We start from the raw sequence: 19,375 nt of genomic DNA, 5'->3' as shown, positions 1-19,375 counted from the left end.
CCCCGAACATTGAGCTACCGGTTCTGAACGTTGAATTCAGGGGTCCTGAACGTAGGACACGGTTGTTCTGAACGTAGGACTCACGCGTTCTGAACGTAGGACTCACGCGGGTGGGTCAGGCACGGCCCCGGCGCTTGGTCCACACGTCGTAAGCGACGGCGGCCAGCAAGACCAGGCCCTTGACCAGCATCACCCGTTCACTGGGCGCGCCGATCAACGACATCCCGTTGTTGATCACACCCATGATGAGCCCGCCGGTGATCGCGCCGACCACCCGACCCACACCGCCCTGCACCGCCGCGCCACCGATGAACGCAGCCGCGATCGCGTCCAGCTCGAACGCGTTGCCCGCGGTCGGACCGGCCTGGTTCAGCCGACCCGCGAAGATCACGCCCGCCAACGCCGCGAGCACGCCCATGTTCACGAACACCCAGAACGTGACCTGCTTGACCTTCACGCCCGACAGCGTGGCGGCCTGGAGGTTGCCGCCAATCGCATAGATGTGCCGACCGAACACCGACTTGTTCGCCATCACCGAGTAGCCCAACGCCAGCACCGCGAGCAGCACCAGCACCCACGGCAGGTTGCGGAACCGGGCCAACTGCACGACCACGGCCAGCACCACGGCCGCCGCCAGCGCGATCTTCGCCACGAAGATCGGGAACGGCTCGACGACCTGCCCGTAGCTCAGCCGCGCCTTGCGGTTGCGCCACTGGTTGAACCCGAACCCCGCCACCACCGCGACGCCGACCAGCAGGCTGAGCAGGTCCGCGCCGCCCAGCGGGCCGAGGCCGACGTTGCCCAGGTAGCCCTCGGTGAAGCCGTTGGCCAGGGTGCGGATCTGGTCCGGGAACGGGCCGATGCCCTGGTTGCCCAGCACGGTCAGGGTCAGCGCCCGGAACACCAGCATGCCCGCCAGCGTCACGATGAACGCCGGGATGCCGAAGAACGCCACCCAGTAGCCCTGCGCCGCGCCGATCACCCCGCCCGCGAGCAACGTGATCACCACCGCCAGCGGCCACGGCAGTCCGATCTGGACGGTCAGCACGGCGCAGATCGCGCCGGTCAGCGCGACCACCGAGCCGACCGACAGGTCGATGTGCCCGCCGATGATCACCAGGATCATGCCGATCGCCAGGATCAGCACGTACGAGTTCTGCACGATGATGTTGGAGATGTTCTGCGGTGTCAGCAGAGCGCCGTCCGTCAGCACCGTGAAGAGCACCACGATCAGCGCGAACGCGATGTAGATGCCGGACTGCCGCAGGTTGATGGTGAACCTGCGCTGCGGCTGCCCGGCCTGTTGCGCCTCCGGCGTGGCCGCGGTCTTGGTGGTCATGAGGTCTGTCCCTGGGTCATGTGGTGCATCAAACGTTCCTGGGTGGCGTCGGCGCGGTCCAGCTCACCGGTGATCCGGCCCTCGGACAGTGCGTACACCCGGTCGCAAAGGCCGAGCAGCTCCGGCAGCTCGGAGGAGATGACCAGCACCGCGCGGCCTTGGGCGGCCAGCTCGTTGATGATCGAGTAGATCTCGTACTTCGCGCCGACGTCGATGCCGCGGGTCGGCTCGTCGAGGATGAGCACGTCCGGATCGGTGAACATCCACTTGGCCAGCACGACCTTCTGCTGGTTGCCGCCCGAGAGCGACGAGGTGGGTGTGGCGACGCTGGGCGCCTTGATGTTCATCGAGCGCCGGTACTTCTCGGCGACCGAGTGCTCCTCGTTCTCGTTCACCCAGCCGCGCGGCGCGAGCTTGTGGAGACCGGCCGCGGACACGTTGAGCTTCACGTCCTGGATCAGGTTCAGCCCGTACCGCTTGCGGTCCTCGCTGACGTACGCCAAGCCGTGCTCGATGGCCTTGCGGACGGTGCGCGTGTCGATCTCGCGGCCGTTCTTGATCACGCGGCCGGACACGCCGACACCGTACGAACGGCCGAACACGCTCATCGCGAGCTCCGTGCGCCCGGCGCCCATGAGGCCTGCGAGACCGACGATCTCACCGCGACGCAACGACAGGGTGGCGTTGTCGACCACCACCCGGTCCGGTTGGGACGGGCTGTGCACGGTCCAGTCCTCGATCCGCAGCACCTCCTCGCCCACGTCCGGCGTGCGGGGCGGGAAGCGGTGCTCCAGGTCGCGGCCGACCATGCCGGAGATGATCCGCTCCTCGGTCACGTCGGCCGCGGGCAGCGTCTCGATGGTGCGGCCGTCGCGCAGGATCGTGATGCTGTCCGCGATCCTGGTCACCTCGTTGAGCTTGTGCGAGATGATCACCGAGGTGATGCCCTCCTCGCGCAGGCCGTCCAGCAGGTCGAGCAGGTGCGCGGAGTCGTCGTCGTTCAACGCCGCGGTCGGCTCGTCCAGGATCAGCAGCTTGACCTCCTTGGCCAGGGCCTTGGCGATCTCGACCAACTGCTGCTTGCCCACGCCCAGGTCGTGCACGGGCTCGGTGGGGTTCTCGCGCAGGCCCACGCGGGCGAGCAGTGCCGCCGCCGCGTGGTTCGTGCGGTTCCAGTCGATGAACCCGCGCTTGGCCCGCTCGTTGCCGAGGTACAGGTTCTCCGCGATGGACAGCTGGCCGCACAGCGCCAGTTCCTGGTGGATGATCACGATGCCGCGCCGCTCGCTGTCGCGGACGCCGCCGAACGAGCAGGACTCGCCCTCGAAGACGATCTCGCCCTCGTACGACCCGTGCGGGTGCACGCCGGAGAGCACCTTCATCAGCGTGGACTTGCCCGCGCCGTTCTCACCGCAGATCGCGTGGATCTCACCGCGCCGCACGGCGAGCGATACGTCGTGCAGCGCGGTGACCCCGGCGAACCGCTTGGTGATGCCGCGCATCACCAGGATGTCGTCGGACATGATCCGATTACCTCAACTGGTCCGCGGTGTAGTAGCCGCTGTCGACGAGCACCTTCTGGTAGTTGGTCTTGTCCACGATGACCGGCTCCAGCAGGAACGACGGCACGACCTTCTTGCCGTTGTCGTAGTCCTTCTCGTTGTTGACCTCGGGCTTCTCGCCCTTCAGCACCGAGTCCGCCATCTTCACGGTGACCGCCGCCAGCTCGCGGGTGTCCTTGTGGATGGTGGAGAACTGCTCGCCGGCGATGATCGACTTCACCGAGGCGACCTCGGCGTCCTGGCCGGTGACGGTCGGGTACGGGTTGCCCGCGGTGCCGTAGCCGCTGCTCTTGAGCGCGGACAGGATGCCGATGGACAGGCCGTCGTACGGCGACAGGACGCCGTTCACCTGGGCGCCGCCGTAGGTGGACGTGAGCAGGTTCTCCATGCGCTGCTGGGCCGTCGCCGGGTCCCAACGCAGGATGGCGACCGTCTTGAAGTCGACCTGGCCGCTCTTGACCACCAGCGTGCCCTTGTCGATGTGCGGCTGGAGCACCGACATCGCGCCGTTGAAGAAGAACGTGGCGTTGTTGTCGTCCGGCGAACCGGCGAACAGCTCGATGTTCAGCGGGCCCTTCGCGTCACCGGCGGCGCCGTCGGCCTTGAGCACGCCGAGGCCCGTCAGCAGCGACGTCGCCTGCTGCACGCCGACCTTGAAGTTGTCGAACGTGGCGTAGTAGTCGACGCTGTCGGTGTTGCGCAGCAGCCGGTCGTACGCGATGACCGGGATCTTCGCGTCCTCGGCCTGCTGGAGCTGCGACGTGATCGCGGTGCCGTCGATCGAGGCCACGATCAGGAGCTTCGCGCCCTTGGTGATCTGGTTCTCGATCTGGTTCGCCTGCGTCGGGATGTCGTTCTCGGCGTACTGGAGGTCGACCTTGTAGCCCTTCTCCTCCAACGCCTTCTTGATGTTGTCGCCGTCGTGGATCCAGCGCTCGGACGACCGCGTCGGCATGGTCACGCCGACCAGCGCGCCCTCGGTCGACCCGGTCTGCTGGTCGACGCTCTTCTCCGCCGAACCGCAGGCCGACAGCGTGAGGGCTGCCGCCACGGTGACGGCGGCGAACCGTGGAAACTTCATTGTTTCTTTCTCCTCGGGATGGCGGTGTTGCAGTCACGCGGAACAGCGCGGGGATGGATAGCGGAGCCCCTGCGCGGGGATGGCTAGCGGAGCCCCTGCGCGAGGCGGAAGTACGCCTGGTTCCAACGCAGTCGGTCGCTGAACGACCCGGTAGTCGTGTCCTTGTCGATGAGCACCAGTTCGGTGTTCACCATGTTCGCGAAGTCGCGCAGCACCTCCGCGCCGACGGCCTGCGTCATCACGGTGTGGTGCGGCCCGCCCGCGGTCAGCCACGACTCGGCCGACGTGGACAGCGACGGCGCGGGCTTCCACACGGCACGGGCCACCGGCAGGTTCGGCAGCGGCTCGTCCGGCGGCACGACCTCGACCTCGTTGGCCACCAACCGGAACCGCTCACCCAGGTCGGCCAGGCCGATGACCACGGCGGGGCCCGCCGCCGCGTCGAACACCAGCCGGACCGGGTCCTCCCGGCCGCCGATGCCCAGCGCGTGGATCTCGCACGACGGGCGGTCGGCCGCGATGGACGGGCAGACCTCCAGCATGTGCGCGCCGAGGATCTTCGGCTCACCGGGGCCGAAGTGGTAGGTGTAGTCCTCCATGAACGACGTGCCACGGCCCGTGCCGGTGCCCATCGCCTTCACCGCGGCCAGCAGGGCCGACGTCTTCCAGTCGCCCTCACCGCCGAAGCCGTAGCCGTCGCCCATCAGCCGCTGCACGGCGAGGCCCGGCAGCTGGCGCAACCCGCCCAGGTCCTCGAAGTTCGTGGTGAACGCGCCGAAGCCGCCGTCGGTGAGGAACCGCCGCAGACCGGCCTCGATGCGCGCCGCGTAACGCAGCGACTCGTGCCGCTCCCCGCCGCGGTGCAGCTCGGGCGCGAGCCGGTAGGCGTCGGCGTAGTCGGCGACGAGCAGGTCGATCTCGTCGTCCGGAACCGCGTCCACCAGCTCGACCAGGTCGTTCACGCCGTAGGTGTTCACCGAGACGCCGAAGCGCAGCTCGGCCTCCACCTTGTCGCCCTCGGTCACCGCGACGCCGCGCATGTTGTCGCCGAACCGGGCCAGCTTCATCCCGTTCAGGTGGCTGTAGCCGGTGGCGGCCCGCACCCAGCCGTCGATCCGCTCGGCCAGCACCGGGTCGCTCGCGTGACCCGCCACCGTCTTGCGGTGCACACCGATCCTGGTCTGGATGAACCCGAACTCGCGGTCGCCGTGGGCGGCCTGGTTGAGGTTCATGAAGTCCATGTCGATGGTCGACCACGGCAGCGCCTCGTTCAGCTGCGTGTGCAGGTGCAGCAGCGGCTTGCGCAGCGCGTCCAGCCCGGTGATCCACATCTTGGCGGGCGAGAACGTGTGCATCCACGCGATCACGCCGACGCACGACGGGTCGGCGTTCGCCGCCAGCATCACGTTGCGGATGGCCGCGGTGTCGGTCAGCACCGGCTGCCACACGATTTCCGCGGTGATCCTCCCCGACTCGGTGAGCATCCGCTGGATCTGCTGCGATTGCCGGGCGACCTGCTCTAGCGTGTCCGGGCCGTAGAGGTGCTGGCTCCCGGTGAGGAACCAGACTTGCGGCTTCCCAGCAGAGGACATGCGGGGCTCCCCTCGTGGGCTCATTGCCCGTAGACGTTCTGGTAACGCGCGTAAAGGCTGTCGATGTGGTGCTGTTCGATCGGGTCCGGCTTGCCGAGCTGGTGCGCGAAGTGGACGGTGCGCGCCACGTCCTCCACCATCACCGCGGCCTTCACCGCCGCACGGGCGTCCTTGCCGATCGTGAACGGGCCGTGGTTGCGCATCAGCACGGCCGGTGAACGGCTGCCCCGCAGCGTCTCCACGATGCCCTGGCCGATCGAGTCGTCGCCGATGAGCGCGAACGGCCCCACCGGGATGTCACCACCGAACTCGTCGGCGATCATGGTCAGGACGCACGGGATCGGCTCGCCGCGCGCGGCCCACGCCGTGGCGTAAGGCGAGTGCGTGTGCACGACGCCGTTCACCTCGGGCATGTGCCGGTACACGTAGGCGTGCGCGGCGGTGTCGGAGGACGGCGAGTAGTCGCCCTCCACCAGGTTGCCGTGCAGGTCGGTGACGACCATGGCCTCGGGGGTCAACTGGTCGTAGGACACGCCGGACGGCTTGATCACCATCAGGTCCTGGCCGGGCACGCGGGCCGAGACGTTGCCCGCGGTCCAGATCACCAGCTCGTAGCGGGTCAGCTCGCGGTGCAGGTCGGCGACCGTGCGACGAAGGTCGGAGACGGCGGACATCCCTACTCCCCCTTCGCGGCACGACGCCGCGCCTTGAGCCGGTGCATGACCTCGTTGGCGCCGCGGCCGAAGTAGTCGTGCAGCTCCTGGTACTCCACGAACATCCGCTCGTACGCCTCGACGTTGTCCGGGATCGGCAGGTAGACGCCGCGCTTGACCGAGCCCATCGCCTTGGCTGCGGCGTGGATGTCGTCGTAGGCCTTCGCGGCCACGGCGGCGTGCATCGCCGAACCGAGCGCCGGACCCTGCTCGGAGCCGATCACCGACAGCGGCAGGTTCGTCACGTCGGCGTAGATCTGCATCAGCAGCGGGTTGCGCAGCAGGCCGCCCGCGATCACCAGTTCGGTCACCGGGATGCCCGCGTCGGTGTAGGAGTCCACGATCACCCGCGTGCCGTAGGCCGTGGCCTCCAGCAACGCCCGGTAGGTGTCCTCGGCGCGGGTGGCCAGCGTCTGGCCCACCACCACGCCGGACAGCTCGTGGTCCACCAGGACCGAGCGGTTGCCGCTGTGCCAGTCCAGCGCGATCAGGCCGTGCTCGCCGATGCGCTGGTGGGAGGACAGCTCGGTCAGCAGCTCGTGCACGGACAGGCCGCGCGCCTTGGCCTGCTCGTGGTACTCGGCCGGCACGTTGTGCTCGACGAACCAGGCGAAGATGTCGCCGACGCCGCTCTGGCCGGACTCGTAGCCCCACAGGCCGGGGACGATGCCGCCGTCCACCACGCCGCACATGCCGGGCACGTCGGCCAGGATGTCGGCGTTCATCACGTGGCACGTCGAGGTGCCCATGATCGCGACCATCTGGCCCGGTTCCACGGCGCGCGCGGCGGGCGCGGTCACGTGCGCGTCGACGTTGCCGACGGCCACCGCGATGCCCGGCGTCAGGCCGGTCCACTCGGCGGCCTGCTCGGTGAGGCCGCCCGCCCGGTCGCCCAGCTGGCCCAGCGGGTGGTCCAGCTTGTCGGCGACGAAGCCGCCGAAGTCGGGGTTGAGCGCCTGGAGGAAGTCGGTGGACGGGTAGCCGTCCTGGTAGATGCCCTTGTAGCCGGCCGTGCAGGCGTTGCGCACGTAGGTGCCGGCGAGCTGCCAGACGATCCAGTCCGCGGCCTCGACCCAGTGGTCCATCGCCGCGTAGACCTCGGGGGCCTCTTCGAGCAGCTGGAGCCCTTTGGCGAACTCCCACTCGGAGGAGATCAGGCCGCCGTAGCGGGGCAGCCAGCTCTCACCGCGCAGGGACGCGAGGTGGTTGATCCGGTCCGCCTGCGGCTGGGCCGCGTGGTGCTTCCACAGCTTCACGTACGCGTGCGGGTTGTCCGCGAACTCCGGCAGCTCGTTGAGCGGCGTGCCGTCCGCCTTGACCGGGACCATCGTGCACGCGGTGAAGTCCGTGCCGATGCCGATCACGTCGGCCGGGTCCACGCCCGCGTCGGCGAGGGCCGCCGGCACCGCGTGACGCAGCACGTCCACGTAGTCCTGGGGCACCTGCAACGCCCAGTCGGGCGGCAACGGACGGCCGTCGGGCAGTGCCCGGTCCAGCACGCCGTGCCGGTAATCGTGCACCGCCGTGCCCAGTTCGAGGCCGTCGCGCACCCGCACGACCACCGCGCGACCGGACAACGTGCCGAAGTCGACACCAACCACCAATGGATCGCTCGCCATGAGAAGGAGTGTTATCGCTAACATTCACGGCGTCAAGCCCTGCCCGCAACGTGCTGCAAAGAGCCTGGTGAGCGTGCACAACGCGATGATCACCTTGACCGGCGCCGGCCGCGACGGCGACCGTGGCGCACAGGTCAAGGGTAGGCGCGATCGCGACCGATGCGGGGCCGCGTCGGCCGCGGACCGGTTACGAAATTGTTGCGCCGCCCAACGTGGACGGCGCAACACTACGAGCCGGACGATTTCACTCCGTGGGCGGGGCGACGCTGTTCCGCTGCACGAGCGCCGGCGCGACCGTCCGCTGCGGCGCGCCGACGTCGCCGTCGGCGACCTGCGCCAGCAGCAGCTCCAAGGTCTCCTTGGCGACGGCGTGGAAGTCCGGCCTGATCGTCGTCAGCGGCGGGATGAAGTACGCCGCCTCCGGCACGTCGTCGAACCCGACGATGCTCACGTCGTGCGGCACCCGGCGGCCACGCTCGCTCATCGCGCGCAGGATGCCGAGCGCCAGGTGGTCGTTCGCCGCGAAGATCGCGGTGACCTCCGGCATCCGGGCCAGCATCTGGCCCGCGCGGTAGCCGGAGGACGCGCTCCAGTCCGCCGGCACGACCGGCGGCACCTCCAGGCCCGCCGTCTCCAGCGCCGACCGCCAACCCCGTATGCGGCCGAGGCTGTCGAACCAGTCCGACGGACCCGAGACGTGCCACACCGTGCTGTGGCCGGCGTCGAGCAGGTGGCGGGTCGCCGCGAAGGCGCCCGCCGCCTGGTCGACCGTCACCAGCGGGGTGGAGCGTTCCGGGTCGCCGTCCACCGTGACCAGCGGGATGCCCGCCGACACGGCGCCGACGGCGTCATTGGCCGACGCGGTCGGCGCGATAACCACTATTCCGGCGACCCGCTGGTCGCGGTGCCGCTCGACGGCGTCGGAGATGGAGTTGCGGTCCAGCACGTTGACCCGGCCGACGCTCACCGCGAACCCCGCCTCGGCCGCCGCCGTCTCGAACGCGGCGAGCAGCGACGCGGGACCGTAGAGCGTCGAGTTCTGCGCCACCACCCCGATCAACTGGGATCGGCCGGTGACCAGCGCGCGGGCCGCCTTGTTGGGCCGGTAGCCCAATTCGGCGATCGCCGCCCGCACCCGCAGTCGGGTCTGCTCCCGGACGTTGGGGTGCCCGTTCAGCACCCGTGACACCGTCTGGTGCGAGACCCCCGCGAGCCGGGCGACATCCGTCATCGCGGGGTCGCGCGAGGTCTTGTGCTCCACTACCGCCCCATCTCCATGGTCGAACATTGCCTTCGCTATCGATGTTAGCGATAACAGCGCCTGTTCACCGTGAACGCGCCGTCACCGCCATTGTCCACCAAGGACCGGCCCGGACCGGCCAAGACGCGTCAACCGAGTCGGAAAGTCGCACGGTCCCCGGTCCTCCGGTCGTCGCCCGGCTCGGCCACCACGAGCCGCCCGGTGTCGTGCGCCGGGTACGCCTCCGAATCGCTGACCAGCCGCAACGACACCGCGTCGCGATCGGCCGAGCCCGGGGTCATCGCTGCCGTTCCTTGATCCGCAGGAACGTCACCGAGTGCGGCGGGAACGTGTGCGTGAAGGAGTTGGAGACCTTCACCTGCGTCTCCGTGGCCCGCACCGGCTGGGTGAACTCGCTGTTGACGTCGTCCGGCCGGCCCTGGAGCACGGTGGCACGGGCAGTGGACTTGACCCGCGTGGTCCGACCGAGGTCGATCTTCGTGCGGGCGGCGTCCGCCTGGGCGTTGACCACCTTGACGATCAGCTCGCCGGTCGCCTGGTCGCGGGTGACGACCTGGCGGAAGGGCTCCGGGTTCTTGCCCGACTCGTCGGTGAACTCGGCCCACAGCGTGCCGTCGATGAAGAGCTTCACGTGCCGGTCGCGCACCTCGACGCGGAGGTCGTACGTGCGGCCGGTCTCGATCGTGGTGTTGTCGGCGTGGAACACCCGGGACGAGTTGCCGCCGTCCACGGCGGACCGGGTGTTGTTCCAGCCGCCGAGGTTCCACCAGAAGGGGTTGCCCGTGCCGTTGACCGCGAACGGGATCAGGAAGCCCTCACTGCCGGACTTCTTGGTGGCCTTGACGCTGAACGTGAAGTTGTTCCAGGTCGGGTCGCCGGCGGTGACCAGCGGGTTGGTCGCGGCCACGTCGGACTGCACGTAAGCGCCGTCCACGACGCCCCAGTTGCCCGCGCCGTTCCCGGTCCAGTTGCCCGCGTCACCGGAGAAGTCGTCGGAGAACAGCTCGCGGCCGTCCGCGGCGGTGACCTTCACGTCGTCGTACGCCACGGAGGTGGCCCAGGAGGAGAGGCCGATGGCGCCGGTGATCGGGGTCGGGCTCCACGCCGTGCCGGAGGCCGTGCTCTTCACCACGTGGTCGCCCACGTTGGTCATGAACAGCTTCTGCACCTCGTAGGAGGTCGAGCCCCACGACGCGTGGTTGTTGAACCAGATCATGTCCGGCCGCCACTGCACGTAGTCCTCATTGGACAGCAGCGGCGCGTAGGAGGCGAGCTTCACGACGTCCGCGTTGCGCTCCAGACCGGTCATGAACGCGGCCTCGGACAAGGCGTTGAAGAACCGGTTGTCCTGCGAGGCGTACTCGCCCAGGAACACCTTGGGCCCGTTGCGGTCGTAGCTGTCGTACCGGTCGTTGTTCTCCAGGAACCAGCTCGGGCTGTTGTAGTAGTGCTCGTCCACCATGTCGACGCCCGCGTCGCGGTTGAGCTGCCACAGCCGGTCGAAGTTGGCGCCGGTGTCGTCCGGTCCGGAGTTGCTGACGATGGTGATGTCCGGGTACTTCGCCTCGATGGCGGCGCGGAACTGGGTGAACCGGGCGAAGAACTCGTCGGCCAGGTTCTCCTCGTTGCCGACCGCGACGTGGGTCAGCTTGAACGGCTTCGGGTGGCCCATCTCGGCCCGCTTGCGGCCCCACGTGGAGTCGGCCGGGCCGTTGGCGAACTCGATCAGGTCGAGCGTGTCCTGGATGTGCCGCTGGAGCAGCGCCGGGTCGTCGGTGGCGCGGTTCTGGCCGCAGCCGGTGACCAGCGCGGGCACCACGGGCAGCGGCATCGCGCCGACGTCCTCGGAGAACTGGAAGTACTCGTAGTAGCCGAGGCCGTAGGACTGGTTGTAGCCCCAGAAGTTCCAGTTGGTGGCGCGCTCCTCGACCGGGCCGATGGTGTCCTTCCACTGGAACGAGCGGCGGCGCTCCCAGTTCGGCGCCTCGTAGGCCTCGTGGCTGCCGGTGTTGACCAGGCAGCCGCCGGGGAAGCGGACGAAGCCGGGTTCGAGGGCCGCGATCTTCCGGGCCAGGTCGCTGCGCAGGCCGTGGCCCTTGAAGGTGTCCCGCGGGAAGAGCGAGACCATGTCCAGCCGCAGCGTGCCCGTGCCGCCGCCGTTCACCAGGAGCCGGCCGTTCGTGGACGACTGCCGGGCGTCGAACGTGCCGGTGTACTTCTTCCAGCCGTCACCGGTGACCTGGAGCTTCAACGGCGCGGCCAGGTCGGCGCCCGCCTCGTCGGTCAGGCCGACGTGCAGCGGGGTGCCGGCGGCCTGGTCCGTGCGGGCCCAGACGGAGAAGTCGTAGCGCTCGCCGCGCTCGACGTTGACGCCGGTGTTGTACCCGGAGTTGATCACGCCGCCGGGCAGGCCGACGCGGAGGTAGCGGCGGTTGCGCTCGTTGAGCCGGCCGTCGTCGTCGACCACGTCGAGCGTGCCGCCGGCCGGCGCCCACGCGGTGAGCGGGGTGTAGGAGGCGTTGTCGGCGGGGTCGTACTCGAACGACCGGTTCTGCACCAGCTCGGCGTAGAGGCCGCCGTCCGCGGCGCGGTTGATGTCCTCGAAGAAGACGCCGTACATGCTGTCGTCGATCGTCGCGCCCTTGGCGGACGGGTCGACGCTGAGGGTGTAGTCGGTGTCGGCCGCCGTGCCCGACGCGGGCACGGCGACCAGCAGGCTCGCGGCGAGTGCCGCGGCCATCACAACGCGGGACATGCTTGCTCCAGAGGTCAGGGGGCTGGAGATCAGGGATGTCGGGTGCGGAGGTCTAAAGGTCAGGGGGTCTGGGGTCAGGGGTCAGGGGAAGGCCGCGCGGACGCGGTCGAGTTCGGCCTTGGTGACGGGCAGGACGGTGCCGTGCCGGGGCCGGCTGGGCAGGGAGTAGTCCGTGGAGAGGGTCCACTGGCCCGAGGCGAGGTCGGTGGTCTCGAACGGGACGTAGCCGCGTCCGCCGAACTCGTCGATGAACAGGTACCAGCGGTCCTCGGTGTTGGACTTGAACACGGTCGGACCCTCGCCCTGGCGGATCGAGCCCTTGCCGATGCAGTCGGCCACGAAGTCGTACGAGGTGTCGCGCAGCTCCGTGGACTTCTCGGCCAGGATGAACTTGCTGCACGGCGTGGTGGACGTGTTGTTCCGCTCGTCCTTGGTGAACCGGTAGTACTCGTCACCGTGCTTGATCACGGTCGAGTCGATGACCGAGTAGCCCGGGTCGACCCAGACCTGCGGCTCGCTGAACGTGCGGAAGTCGCGCGTGGTCGCGTAGAGCATCTTGTTGTAGGTGCTGCCGGTGTGCTCGGGGTCGTCCGCGGCGTAGACCTTCGAGGCCCAGAAGACGACGTAGGCGCCGATCGACTCGTCGTAGTACGCCTCGGGCGCCCACGTGTTGCCGGCCGTCTCGGGCGACACCCGCACGTGGCGCTGCTGCCCCCAGTTGACGAGGTCGGTGGACTCCCACACCTCGACGTACCGGCTGCCCTTGCGCTGCACCAGGTCCCAGTTGCCGTTGCCGTGCATCTTCAGGTCGGTGGCGATGAGGTAGAACTTGTCGCCCTCCGGGGACCGGATGATGAACGGGTCGCGCACGCCCTTGTCGCCGAGCGACGACGTCAGCACCGGGTTGCCCTTGTTGAGCTCGTCCCACTTGAGCGCGTCGTTGCCCTGGCTCGCGGCGAAGTACACCTGCTCGCCGGTGGCCGTGCCCTCGCCCGTGAAGTAGCCGAACAGGTAACCCTCGTAGGCCTGCTCCTCGGGCTTCGGCGTCACCGTCACGTCGAAGCGGCGCTTGGTCTGCTCCTCGCCGCTGCGGACGGTCGCGGTGAGCGTCAGCCGCTCGGGCTCGGCGCCGTGCGCGGGCCGGGTCACCTCGCCGGTCTCGGTGATGATCTTCTTCTTGGTGGACTTCCACGAGACGTCCGTGCCGTGCAGGCCCTCGGTCGGCAGGGTGACGTTGCCGCGGATGTCGTCGGCGTCCCACACGGTCAGGGCGGCGGCGGCTTCGGCGACCTTCTCGCTGTCGGTCAGCTCGGGGCGCACGGTGACCTCGAACGTCCTCGTCTGGTCGGCGGCGGTGGCGGTCAGGGTCACGGTGGCCGGGTCGGAGCCCGCGGCGGGACGGGTGACGACGCCCTGAGCGGTCACGTGCGCCTCGTCGCTCGACTGCCAGGTGATCGCCGAGCCGTACGGGCCGGTGACGGGCAGGGTGAGGTTCGCGGTGACGGCGGAGAGGTCGCCGAGGTCGACGGCGGCCAGGTCGCGGCGGGCCTTCTCCTCGACGGGCACGAAGCCGAGGTCGTGCGCCTCGGCGGCGGTGACGGCCCGGTCGTAGAGGCGGAAGTCGCGGACCGCGCCCTTGAGGTGGCGGTCGCCGCTGTAGACCGAACGGCCGATGTGGTTGGCGGTCGTCGTGCCGCCGCCGATCATCGCCGGGGTGGTGGTGACGCCGGTCCGGCGGGCGACTTCGACGCCGTCCTCGTACAGCACGGCGGTGCCACCGCCGAGCGTGTAGGTAAGCGTTTTCCAAACTCCCCTGGCGAGATTCCGACCGGCCGACACGGTCTGCTCCGTCGACCAGTTGCCGGTGGCGATCGCGGAGCGGTAGGCGTTGCCCGTGGTGAACAGGTAGCCGTTACCGGCAGTGCCCGCGGAATTACCGATACCGTAGATGAAGTAGGGCGTGGCCTGGTCCGGCGAAATGCGCACCTGAACCGAGACAGTGACGTCGGTCAAGCCGCGCAGCACGTTGTCGGGCAGCTTCACGTGGCCGTTGACGCCACCGAGTTGAAGCCCTTCAGATCCACCGGGAGTGGCGTCACCGATAACGGTTGCGTTACGACCTCCGCCCGAGAGGTCCGCTACGACCGCTCCCGAGGATTCGGTGAGGGGGTAGTGCAGAACGAGTCCATCTGCGGCGGACGCGGACGGCGCGGCCAGCGCCGCCGTGCCCAGCGATGCGACAAGGGCTGCGACCAAGGTCGCGACGAAGGTGCGTGGGCGATGACGAAGGGTGACCATGTGGGAGTCGCTCTCGTCTTGCGCGCGGCCCCGAGACCGCGGATGAACAGGGCATGCGACCGTGCAGGTGCGGTGGGTCACAATAGTGAGCGCTAACATACGATCGGCTAACAAACGTGTCAAGGATGCGAAGTTGACGTTTCGAAGGGGTTGACGAGCCGATTGTGAGCGTTCACTCTGGTGGCCCAGGTGACCACCGTCACGCGGTTCGCCGTTCCCGTCAGTGTCTCGGGTTCCCACGGAGGAAGACCAGTGTTGAAGAAGATCACGACCGCCGCTGTCGCGGTCATGTTGGCCGCGTTGACCGCGTGTGGTTCCGGTGGGTCCGGGGACGCGGGGTCGACCGGCGCCAAGGATGACGGCAAGATCACGATGGGCTTCGCTCAGGTGGGCGCCGAGAGCGGCTGGCGCACCGCGAACACCAAGTCGATCCAGGAAGAGGCCGCCGCGGCCGGGGTCGACCTGAAGTTCTCCGACGCGCAGCAGAAGCAGGAGAACCAGATCAAGGCGATCCGGTCCTACATCCAGCAGAAGGTGGACATCATCGCCTTCAGCCCGGTTGTCGAGACCGGTTGGGACACCGTGCTGCTCGAGGCCAAGCGCGCGAACATCCCGGTCATCCTCACCGACCGCGCGATCGACTCGGACGACACCACGCTCTACAAGACGTTCCTCGGCTCGGACTTCGTACTGGAAGGCAAGAAGGCCGGTGAATGGCTGAAGGAGAACGCGGCCGGCGCGAAGAACGTCGTCGAGCTTCAGGGCACGACGGGCGCGGCTCCTGCGATCGACCGCAAGAAGGGCTTCGAAGAGGCCATCGCGGGCACGGACCTGAAGATCGTGGCGACGCAGACCGGTGACTTCACTCGGTCGGGTGGCAAGCAGGTCATGGAGGCGTTCCTGAAGTCGGTGCCGCAGATCGACGTGGTCTACGCGCACAACGACGACATGGGTCTGGGCGCGATCGAGGCGATCAAGGCCGCGGGCAAGGTGCCCGGCAAGGACATCAAGATCATCACCGTGGACGCGGTGAAGGACGGCATGACCGCGCTGGCCGCCGGTGAGATCAACTTCATCGTCGAGTGCAACCCGCTGCTGGGCAAGCAGCTGATGGACCTGTCCAAGAAGGTCCTGGCGGGCGAGGAAGTCCCGCCGCGCGTTGTCACCGAGGAGACCACGTTCACCTCGGAGCAGGCGAAGACCGAGCTCCCCAACCGCAAGTACTGATCACCACAAGCAGCGGCCTCCGCCACCCTCCGGGTGTGGTGGCGGGGGCCGCACCCACTCGTGTGAGGGGAGTTGTCCGGTGACCGAGCCGGTCGTCGACATGCGGGGTATCTCGGTGGAGTTCCCCGGAGTGAAAGCCTTGCAAGAGGTGGATTTCCGGCTGTTCCCCGGCGAGGTCCACGCGTTGATGGGCGAGAACGGGGCTGGGAAGTCCACGCTCATCAAGGCGCTGACGGGGGTGCACCCCCTGGCGGCGGGTGCGATCCACTACGCGGGCGAGTCCGTGTCGTTCGGTGGGCCGGCGCAGGCGCAGGCCGCCGGGATCAGCACGGTGTACCAAGAGGTCAACCTGTGCGCGAACCTGACCGTGGCGGAGAACATCCTGCTCGGGCGTGAGCCGCGCAAGTTCGGCCGTATCGACGGCAAGGCGATGCGCGCGCGTTCCGCCGAGCTGTTGGAGCGCATCGGCCTGCACATCGATCCGGGCTCCGTGCTGGAGAGCCACCCGATCGCGGTGCAGCAGCTGGTCGCGATCGCGCGGGCGGTCGCGGTGGACGCGCGGGTGCTGGTGCTGGACGAGCCGACGTCGAGCCTGGACGTGGACGAGGTCGCGGAGCTGTTCCGGATCATCCGGGTGCTGCGGGACGAGGGTGTCGCGGTGCTGTTCGTCTCGCACTTCCTGGAGCAGGTGTACGAGATCTCGGACCGGATGACGGTGCTGCGCAACGGCCGGTTGGTCGGCGAGTACGCCACGGCGAAGCTGAGCCGGATCGAGCTCGTGTCGGCGATGCTGGGCCGTGAGATGGGCGTGTTGGAGGAGATCGAGCGCCGTTCGGGCACGCCTGGTCAGGCTTTCCTGGTCGCGGAGGGGTTGGGCCGCAAGGGTTCGGTCGCGCCGTTCGACCTGGAGATCCGGTCCGGCGAGGTGGTCGGGATGGCCGGGTTGCTGGGTTCGGGCCGCACGGAGGTGGCGCGGCTGCTGTTCGGTGCGGACAAGGCCGATTCCGGTCGGGTGCTGGTGGATGGCAAGCCGGTGCGGTTGACCGGGCCGAGGGCGGCGATCGAGGTCGGTCTCGCGTTCTCCTCGGAGGACCGCAAGGGCGAGGGCATCGTGGCCGACCTGAGTGTGCGGGACAACCTGATCCTGGCGTTGCAGGCGGCGCGCGGGTGGGCGCGGCCGGTGCCGCGGAAGCTTGCCGACGAGTTGGTGGCGAAGTACATCGAGTTGTTGGACATCCGGCCTGCCGATCCGGACCGGGCGGTCGGGAACCTGTCGGGCGGCAACCAGCAGAAGGTGCTGTTGGCGCGGTGGTTGGTGACCGAGCCGAAGCTGTTGATCCTGGACGAGCCGACGCGCGGTATCGACGTGGGCGCGAAGGCGCAGATCCAGAAGGTCGTCGCGGATCTGGCGGCGGAGGGCATGGCCGTGCTGTTCATCTCCGCCGAACTGGAGGAGGTGGTGCGCGTGTCCGACCGCGTGGTGGTGATGCGCGACCGGCAGAAGGTCGCCGAACTGGCCGGTGACACCACGGTCGACGAGATCATGGCGCTCATCGCCGGCGGCGCGGAGACCGACCGCGAGGAGGTGGCGGTATGAACAAGAGGTTGCTGTGGCCGGCGTTGGCGCTGGTCGCGTTGCTGGTGTTGAACGTGGTGGTCGAGCCGTCGTTCTTCTCGTTGCGGTTGCAGGACGGGCACCTGTTCGGCAGCTTGATCGACATCCTGCGCAACGGCGCTCCGACGCTGTTGATCGCGTTGGGCATGACGCTGGTGATCGCCACGCGCGGGATCGACCTGTCGGTCGGTGCGGTGGCGGCTATCGCGGGTGCCGTGACGTGCACGTACATCGCTTCTGGCGGTGACGCGTGGATCGGCATGGGTCTGGCGTTGCTGTTGTGCGCGGCGCTGGGGCTGTGGAACGGGTTCCTGGTGTCGGTGCTGGGCATCCAGCCGATCATCGCCACGCTGGTGCTGATGACGGCCGGGCGCGGTATCGCGATGCTGATCACCGAGGGGCAGATCGTCACGGTCGACTCGCCGACCTATCGCGAGGTGGGCGCCGGGTTCTTGGTGCTGCCGATCGCGATTCTCATCAGCCTGGCGGTGTTGGGGCTGGTGGCGTTGGTGACGCGGAAGACGGCGTTGGGGCTGCTGATCGAGTCGGTCGGGGTCAATCCGTCGGCGTCGCGGCTGGCCGGTGTCAAGGCGCGCACGATCATCTGGACCGTGTACGTGTTCGCGGCTGTGTGCGCGGCGGTGGCGGGGCTGATGATCAGCTCGAACGTGAGCGCGGCCGATGCCAACAACGCCGGGTTGTGGATCGAGATGGACGCGATCCTGGCGGTTGTCATCGGTGGCACGTCGTTGGCGGGTGGTCGGTACTCGTTGACCGGGACGCTGCTCGGCGCGTTGATCATCCAGACGTTGACCACGACGGTCTACTCCATCGGCATCCCGCCCGAGATCACGTTGGTGTTCAAGGCGGTCGTGGTGATCGCGGTGTGCCTGATGCAGGCGCCGGTCGGGATCCGGGGTCGTGGGGGTCGTGGGGGTTCCGGGGGTCCTGGGGTTGGTGGAGTTCGTGGGGTTCGTGGGAAGCAAGGGGTGCCCGCATGAAGACTGTGACTTTGCAGCCTGAGGTGACACCGCCGCGGAAGTCCTCCGGGATGGCGGTGAGGGTACCCACGCGTTTCCTGCCGGTGATCGCTACTTTTGTCGTGTTCGTGGCGACGTTCGGCGTTGGCTCGGTGCGGTACGAGGGGTTCGCGTCCGGTCAGGTGATGGCGAACCTGTTCATCGACAACGCGTTCCTGATCGTGCTCGCGGTGGGGATGACGTTCGTGATCCTGACCGGTGGCATCGACCTGTCGGTGGGGTCGGTGGTGGCGTTGTCCACGATGATCGCGGCGGCGATGCTGCGGGCCGGGTGGCCCGCCTGGCTGACGGTGATCGTGGTGCTCGCGGTCGGGTCGGGGCTCGGGTTGGCGATGGGGTGGATCATCCACCGGTTCGGCGTGCAGCCGTTCATCGTGACGTTGGCGGGCATGTTCCTGGCCCGTGGGCTGTGCTTCGTGATCAGCGTGGAGTCGGTGTCGATCAAGGACCCGACGTTCCGCGACATGGCCACCGGGTCGGTCGAGCTGCCGGGTGGCGTGACGATCACGTACGGCGTGGTGATCGCGCTGGTGGCGGTGATCGCGGCGGTCTACGTGCTGCACCTGACGCGGTTCGGGCGCACGGTGTACGCGGTGGGCGGCAGCGAGTCGTCAGCTCGGCTGATGGGTCTGGCGACCACGCGGGTGAAGATCGGCGTGTACGTGATCAGCGGGTTCTGCTCGGCGTTGGGCGGGCTGCTGTTCAGCCTGTACATGCTGTCCGGGTACAGCCTGCACGCGGTGGGCATGGAACTGGACGCCATCGCCGCTGTGGTGGTCGGTGGCAGCCTGCTGTCCGGTGGGGTCGGGTTCGTGATCGGCTCTGTGGTGGGTGTGCTGGTGTTGGGCACGATCCAGACGCTGATCTCGTTCGAGGGCACGTTGTCGTCCTGGTGGACGAAGATCGTGATCGGTGGGTTGTTGCTGGCGTTCATCGCCTTGCAGCGGGTGATTGTGCGTCGTAGTTAGTGGTTGGTCCGACCGTGGTGGTTCTGAGGTCGGGTCGATTGTGGTGTGTGGGCGGGTCCGGCCCGATTTGACATGGGGCCCGTACGGGCACCCCAGGCAGGCCAAAGCCGGGCAGGCATGGCGGGAAGAGCGTCCGCCAAGCCTGCCCGGCTTCGTCCAGCCTATGGCACCCGAACCCATGTCAAATCGGGCCTTGTGGGGCGGTGGCGGTTGGGTGCGGGCGAGGTTGGGCTATCTGATCCCGCCCAGCCTCGGTGCCTACGCGGCCCGGCACCAACCGGTGGCCCGCGCCGCGTTCGACGTCG

At 68.4% G+C, this 19,375-nt stretch carries 14 protein-coding genes; 4 read left to right on the top strand and 10 right to left on the bottom strand.

The annotated features are described in order from the left end of the window. Positions 1-115 precede the first annotated feature (115 nt). The 10 genes from mmsB to F4560_RS02625 form a co-directional block, all read right to left on the bottom strand. Entirely contained in the window at positions 116-1,339 is a 1,224-nt protein-coding gene (mmsB, locus tag F4560_RS02670; RefSeq protein WP_184915720.1) for a multiple monosaccharide ABC transporter permease, read from the bottom strand. Next, positions 1,336-2,862 (bottom strand): multiple monosaccharide ABC transporter ATP-binding protein, encoded by a 1,527-nt coding sequence (gene mmsA / locus F4560_RS02665; RefSeq protein ID WP_184915716.1) that lies wholly within the window; start codon positions 2,860-2,862, stop codon positions 1,336-1,338. The genes mmsB and mmsA overlap by 4 nt, the downstream gene beginning before the upstream one ends. A gap of 7 nt (positions 2,863-2,869) precedes the next feature. Then, the gene (chvE, locus tag F4560_RS02660; protein ID WP_184915713.1) at positions 2,870-3,982 is read right to left on the bottom strand and encodes a multiple monosaccharide ABC transporter substrate-binding protein; all 1,113 of its coding nucleotides are present in this window, start codon (positions 3,980-3,982) and stop codon (positions 2,870-2,872) included. An 83-nt stretch (positions 3,983-4,065) separates the two neighbouring features. Next, positions 4,066-5,574 carry an L-arabinose isomerase gene (gene araA / locus F4560_RS02655; protein ID WP_184915711.1) on the bottom strand — a complete coding sequence of 503 codons (1,509 nt, stop codon included), beginning with the start codon at positions 5,572-5,574 and terminating at the stop codon, positions 4,066-4,068. A gap of 20 nt (positions 5,575-5,594) precedes the next feature. After that, complete coding sequence (locus F4560_RS02650) at positions 5,595-6,248, bottom strand: L-ribulose-5-phosphate 4-epimerase (RefSeq protein ID WP_184915709.1); 654 nt, start codon at positions 6,246-6,248, stop codon at positions 5,595-5,597. Positions 6,249-6,250: 2 nt separating this feature from the next. Next, positions 6,251-7,906 carry a ribulokinase gene (araB, locus tag F4560_RS02645; protein ID WP_184915706.1) on the bottom strand — a complete coding sequence of 552 codons (1,656 nt, stop codon included), beginning with the start codon at positions 7,904-7,906 and terminating at the stop codon, positions 6,251-6,253. A 244-nt stretch (positions 7,907-8,150) separates the two neighbouring features. Further along, the gene (locus F4560_RS02640) at positions 8,151-9,137 is read right to left on the bottom strand and encodes a LacI family DNA-binding transcriptional regulator (RefSeq protein WP_246478049.1); all 987 of its coding nucleotides are present in this window, start codon (positions 9,135-9,137) and stop codon (positions 8,151-8,153) included. Between the two features lie 158 nt (positions 9,138-9,295). Continuing rightward, positions 9,296-9,448: a hypothetical protein gene (locus F4560_RS02635; protein ID WP_184915701.1), complete on the bottom strand. Its 153-nt coding sequence runs from the start codon at positions 9,446-9,448 to the stop codon at positions 9,296-9,298. After that, positions 9,445-11,922, bottom strand: coding sequence for an alpha-L-arabinofuranosidase family protein (locus F4560_RS02630; RefSeq protein WP_184915699.1), 2,478 nt, complete (start codon positions 11,920-11,922; stop codon positions 9,445-9,447). Before F4560_RS02630 ends, F4560_RS02635 begins: the two co-directional genes overlap by 4 nt. Before the next feature lie 81 nt (positions 11,923-12,003). Further along, the gene (locus F4560_RS02625) at positions 12,004-14,220 is read right to left on the bottom strand and encodes an immunoglobulin-like domain-containing protein (protein ID WP_184915697.1); all 2,217 of its coding nucleotides are present in this window, start codon (positions 14,218-14,220) and stop codon (positions 12,004-12,006) included. A gap of 252 nt (positions 14,221-14,472) precedes the next feature. On the opposite strand from F4560_RS02625, the gene F4560_RS02620 reads away from it, so the two are divergent. From F4560_RS02620 to yjfF, 4 genes are all read left to right on the top strand, one after another. Further along, a complete protein-coding gene (locus F4560_RS02620; protein ID WP_312868230.1) occupies positions 14,473-15,447 on the top strand; it encodes an ABC transporter substrate-binding protein in 975 nt (324 codons plus the stop codon). Between the two features lie 100 nt (positions 15,448-15,547). Next, complete coding sequence (locus F4560_RS02615; RefSeq protein WP_184928849.1) at positions 15,548-17,044, top strand: sugar ABC transporter ATP-binding protein; 1,497 nt, start codon at positions 15,548-15,550, stop codon at positions 17,042-17,044. Further along, complete coding sequence (locus tag F4560_RS02610) at positions 17,041-18,063, top strand: ABC transporter permease (protein ID WP_184915695.1); 1,023 nt, start codon at positions 17,041-17,043, stop codon at positions 18,061-18,063. The genes F4560_RS02615 and F4560_RS02610 overlap by 4 nt, the downstream gene beginning before the upstream one ends. Before the next feature lie 50 nt (positions 18,064-18,113). Continuing rightward, positions 18,114-19,070, top strand: a complete 957-nt coding sequence (yjfF, locus tag F4560_RS02605; protein WP_184928848.1) for a galactofuranose ABC transporter, permease protein YjfF — start codon at positions 18,114-18,116, stop codon at positions 19,068-19,070. Positions 19,071-19,375 lie beyond the last annotated feature (305 nt).

The organism is Saccharothrix ecbatanensis (assembly GCF_014205015.1).
GTDB classification, from domain to species: domain Bacteria; phylum Actinomycetota; class Actinomycetes; order Mycobacteriales; family Pseudonocardiaceae; genus Actinosynnema; species Actinosynnema ecbatanense.
Note: the sequence above shows the minus strand (reverse complement) of the source record. Positions and strands in the feature narration are given on the sequence as shown.

Coding starts and splice junctions, on each gene's coding strand:
- F4560_RS02635 (WP_184915701.1), bottom strand. CDS start 9,448: ATGACCCCGGGCTCGGCCGATCGCGACGCGGTGTCGTTGCGGCTGGTC.
- chvE (WP_184915713.1), bottom strand. CDS start 3,982: ATGAAGTTTCCACGGTTCGCCGCCGTCACCGTGGCGGCAGCCCTCACG.
- F4560_RS02630 (WP_184915699.1), bottom strand. CDS start 11,922: ATGTCCCGCGTTGTGATGGCCGCGGCACTCGCCGCGAGCCTGCTGGTC.
- F4560_RS02625 (WP_184915697.1), bottom strand. CDS start 14,220: ATGGTCACCCTTCGTCATCGCCCACGCACCTTCGTCGCGACCTTGGTC.
- F4560_RS02650 (WP_184915709.1), bottom strand. CDS start 6,248: ATGTCCGCCGTCTCCGACCTTCGTCGCACGGTCGCCGACCTGCACCGC.
- yjfF (WP_184928848.1), top strand. CDS start 18,114: ATGGCGGTGAGGGTACCCACGCGTTTCCTGCCGGTGATCGCTACTTTT.
- mmsB (WP_184915720.1), bottom strand. CDS start 1,339: ATGACCACCAAGACCGCGGCCACGCCGGAGGCGCAACAGGCCGGGCAG.
- F4560_RS02640 (WP_246478049.1), bottom strand. CDS start 9,137: ATGACGGATGTCGCCCGGCTCGCGGGGGTCTCGCACCAGACGGTGTCA.
- F4560_RS02610 (WP_184915695.1), top strand. CDS start 17,041: ATGAACAAGAGGTTGCTGTGGCCGGCGTTGGCGCTGGTCGCGTTGCTG.
- mmsA (WP_184915716.1), bottom strand. CDS start 2,862: ATGTCCGACGACATCCTGGTGATGCGCGGCATCACCAAGCGGTTCGCC.
- araB (WP_184915706.1), bottom strand. CDS start 7,906: ATGGCGAGCGATCCATTGGTGGTTGGTGTCGACTTCGGCACGTTGTCC.
- araA (WP_184915711.1), bottom strand. CDS start 5,574: ATGTCCTCTGCTGGGAAGCCGCAAGTCTGGTTCCTCACCGGGAGCCAG.
- F4560_RS02615 (WP_184928849.1), top strand. CDS start 15,548: ATGCGGGGTATCTCGGTGGAGTTCCCCGGAGTGAAAGCCTTGCAAGAG.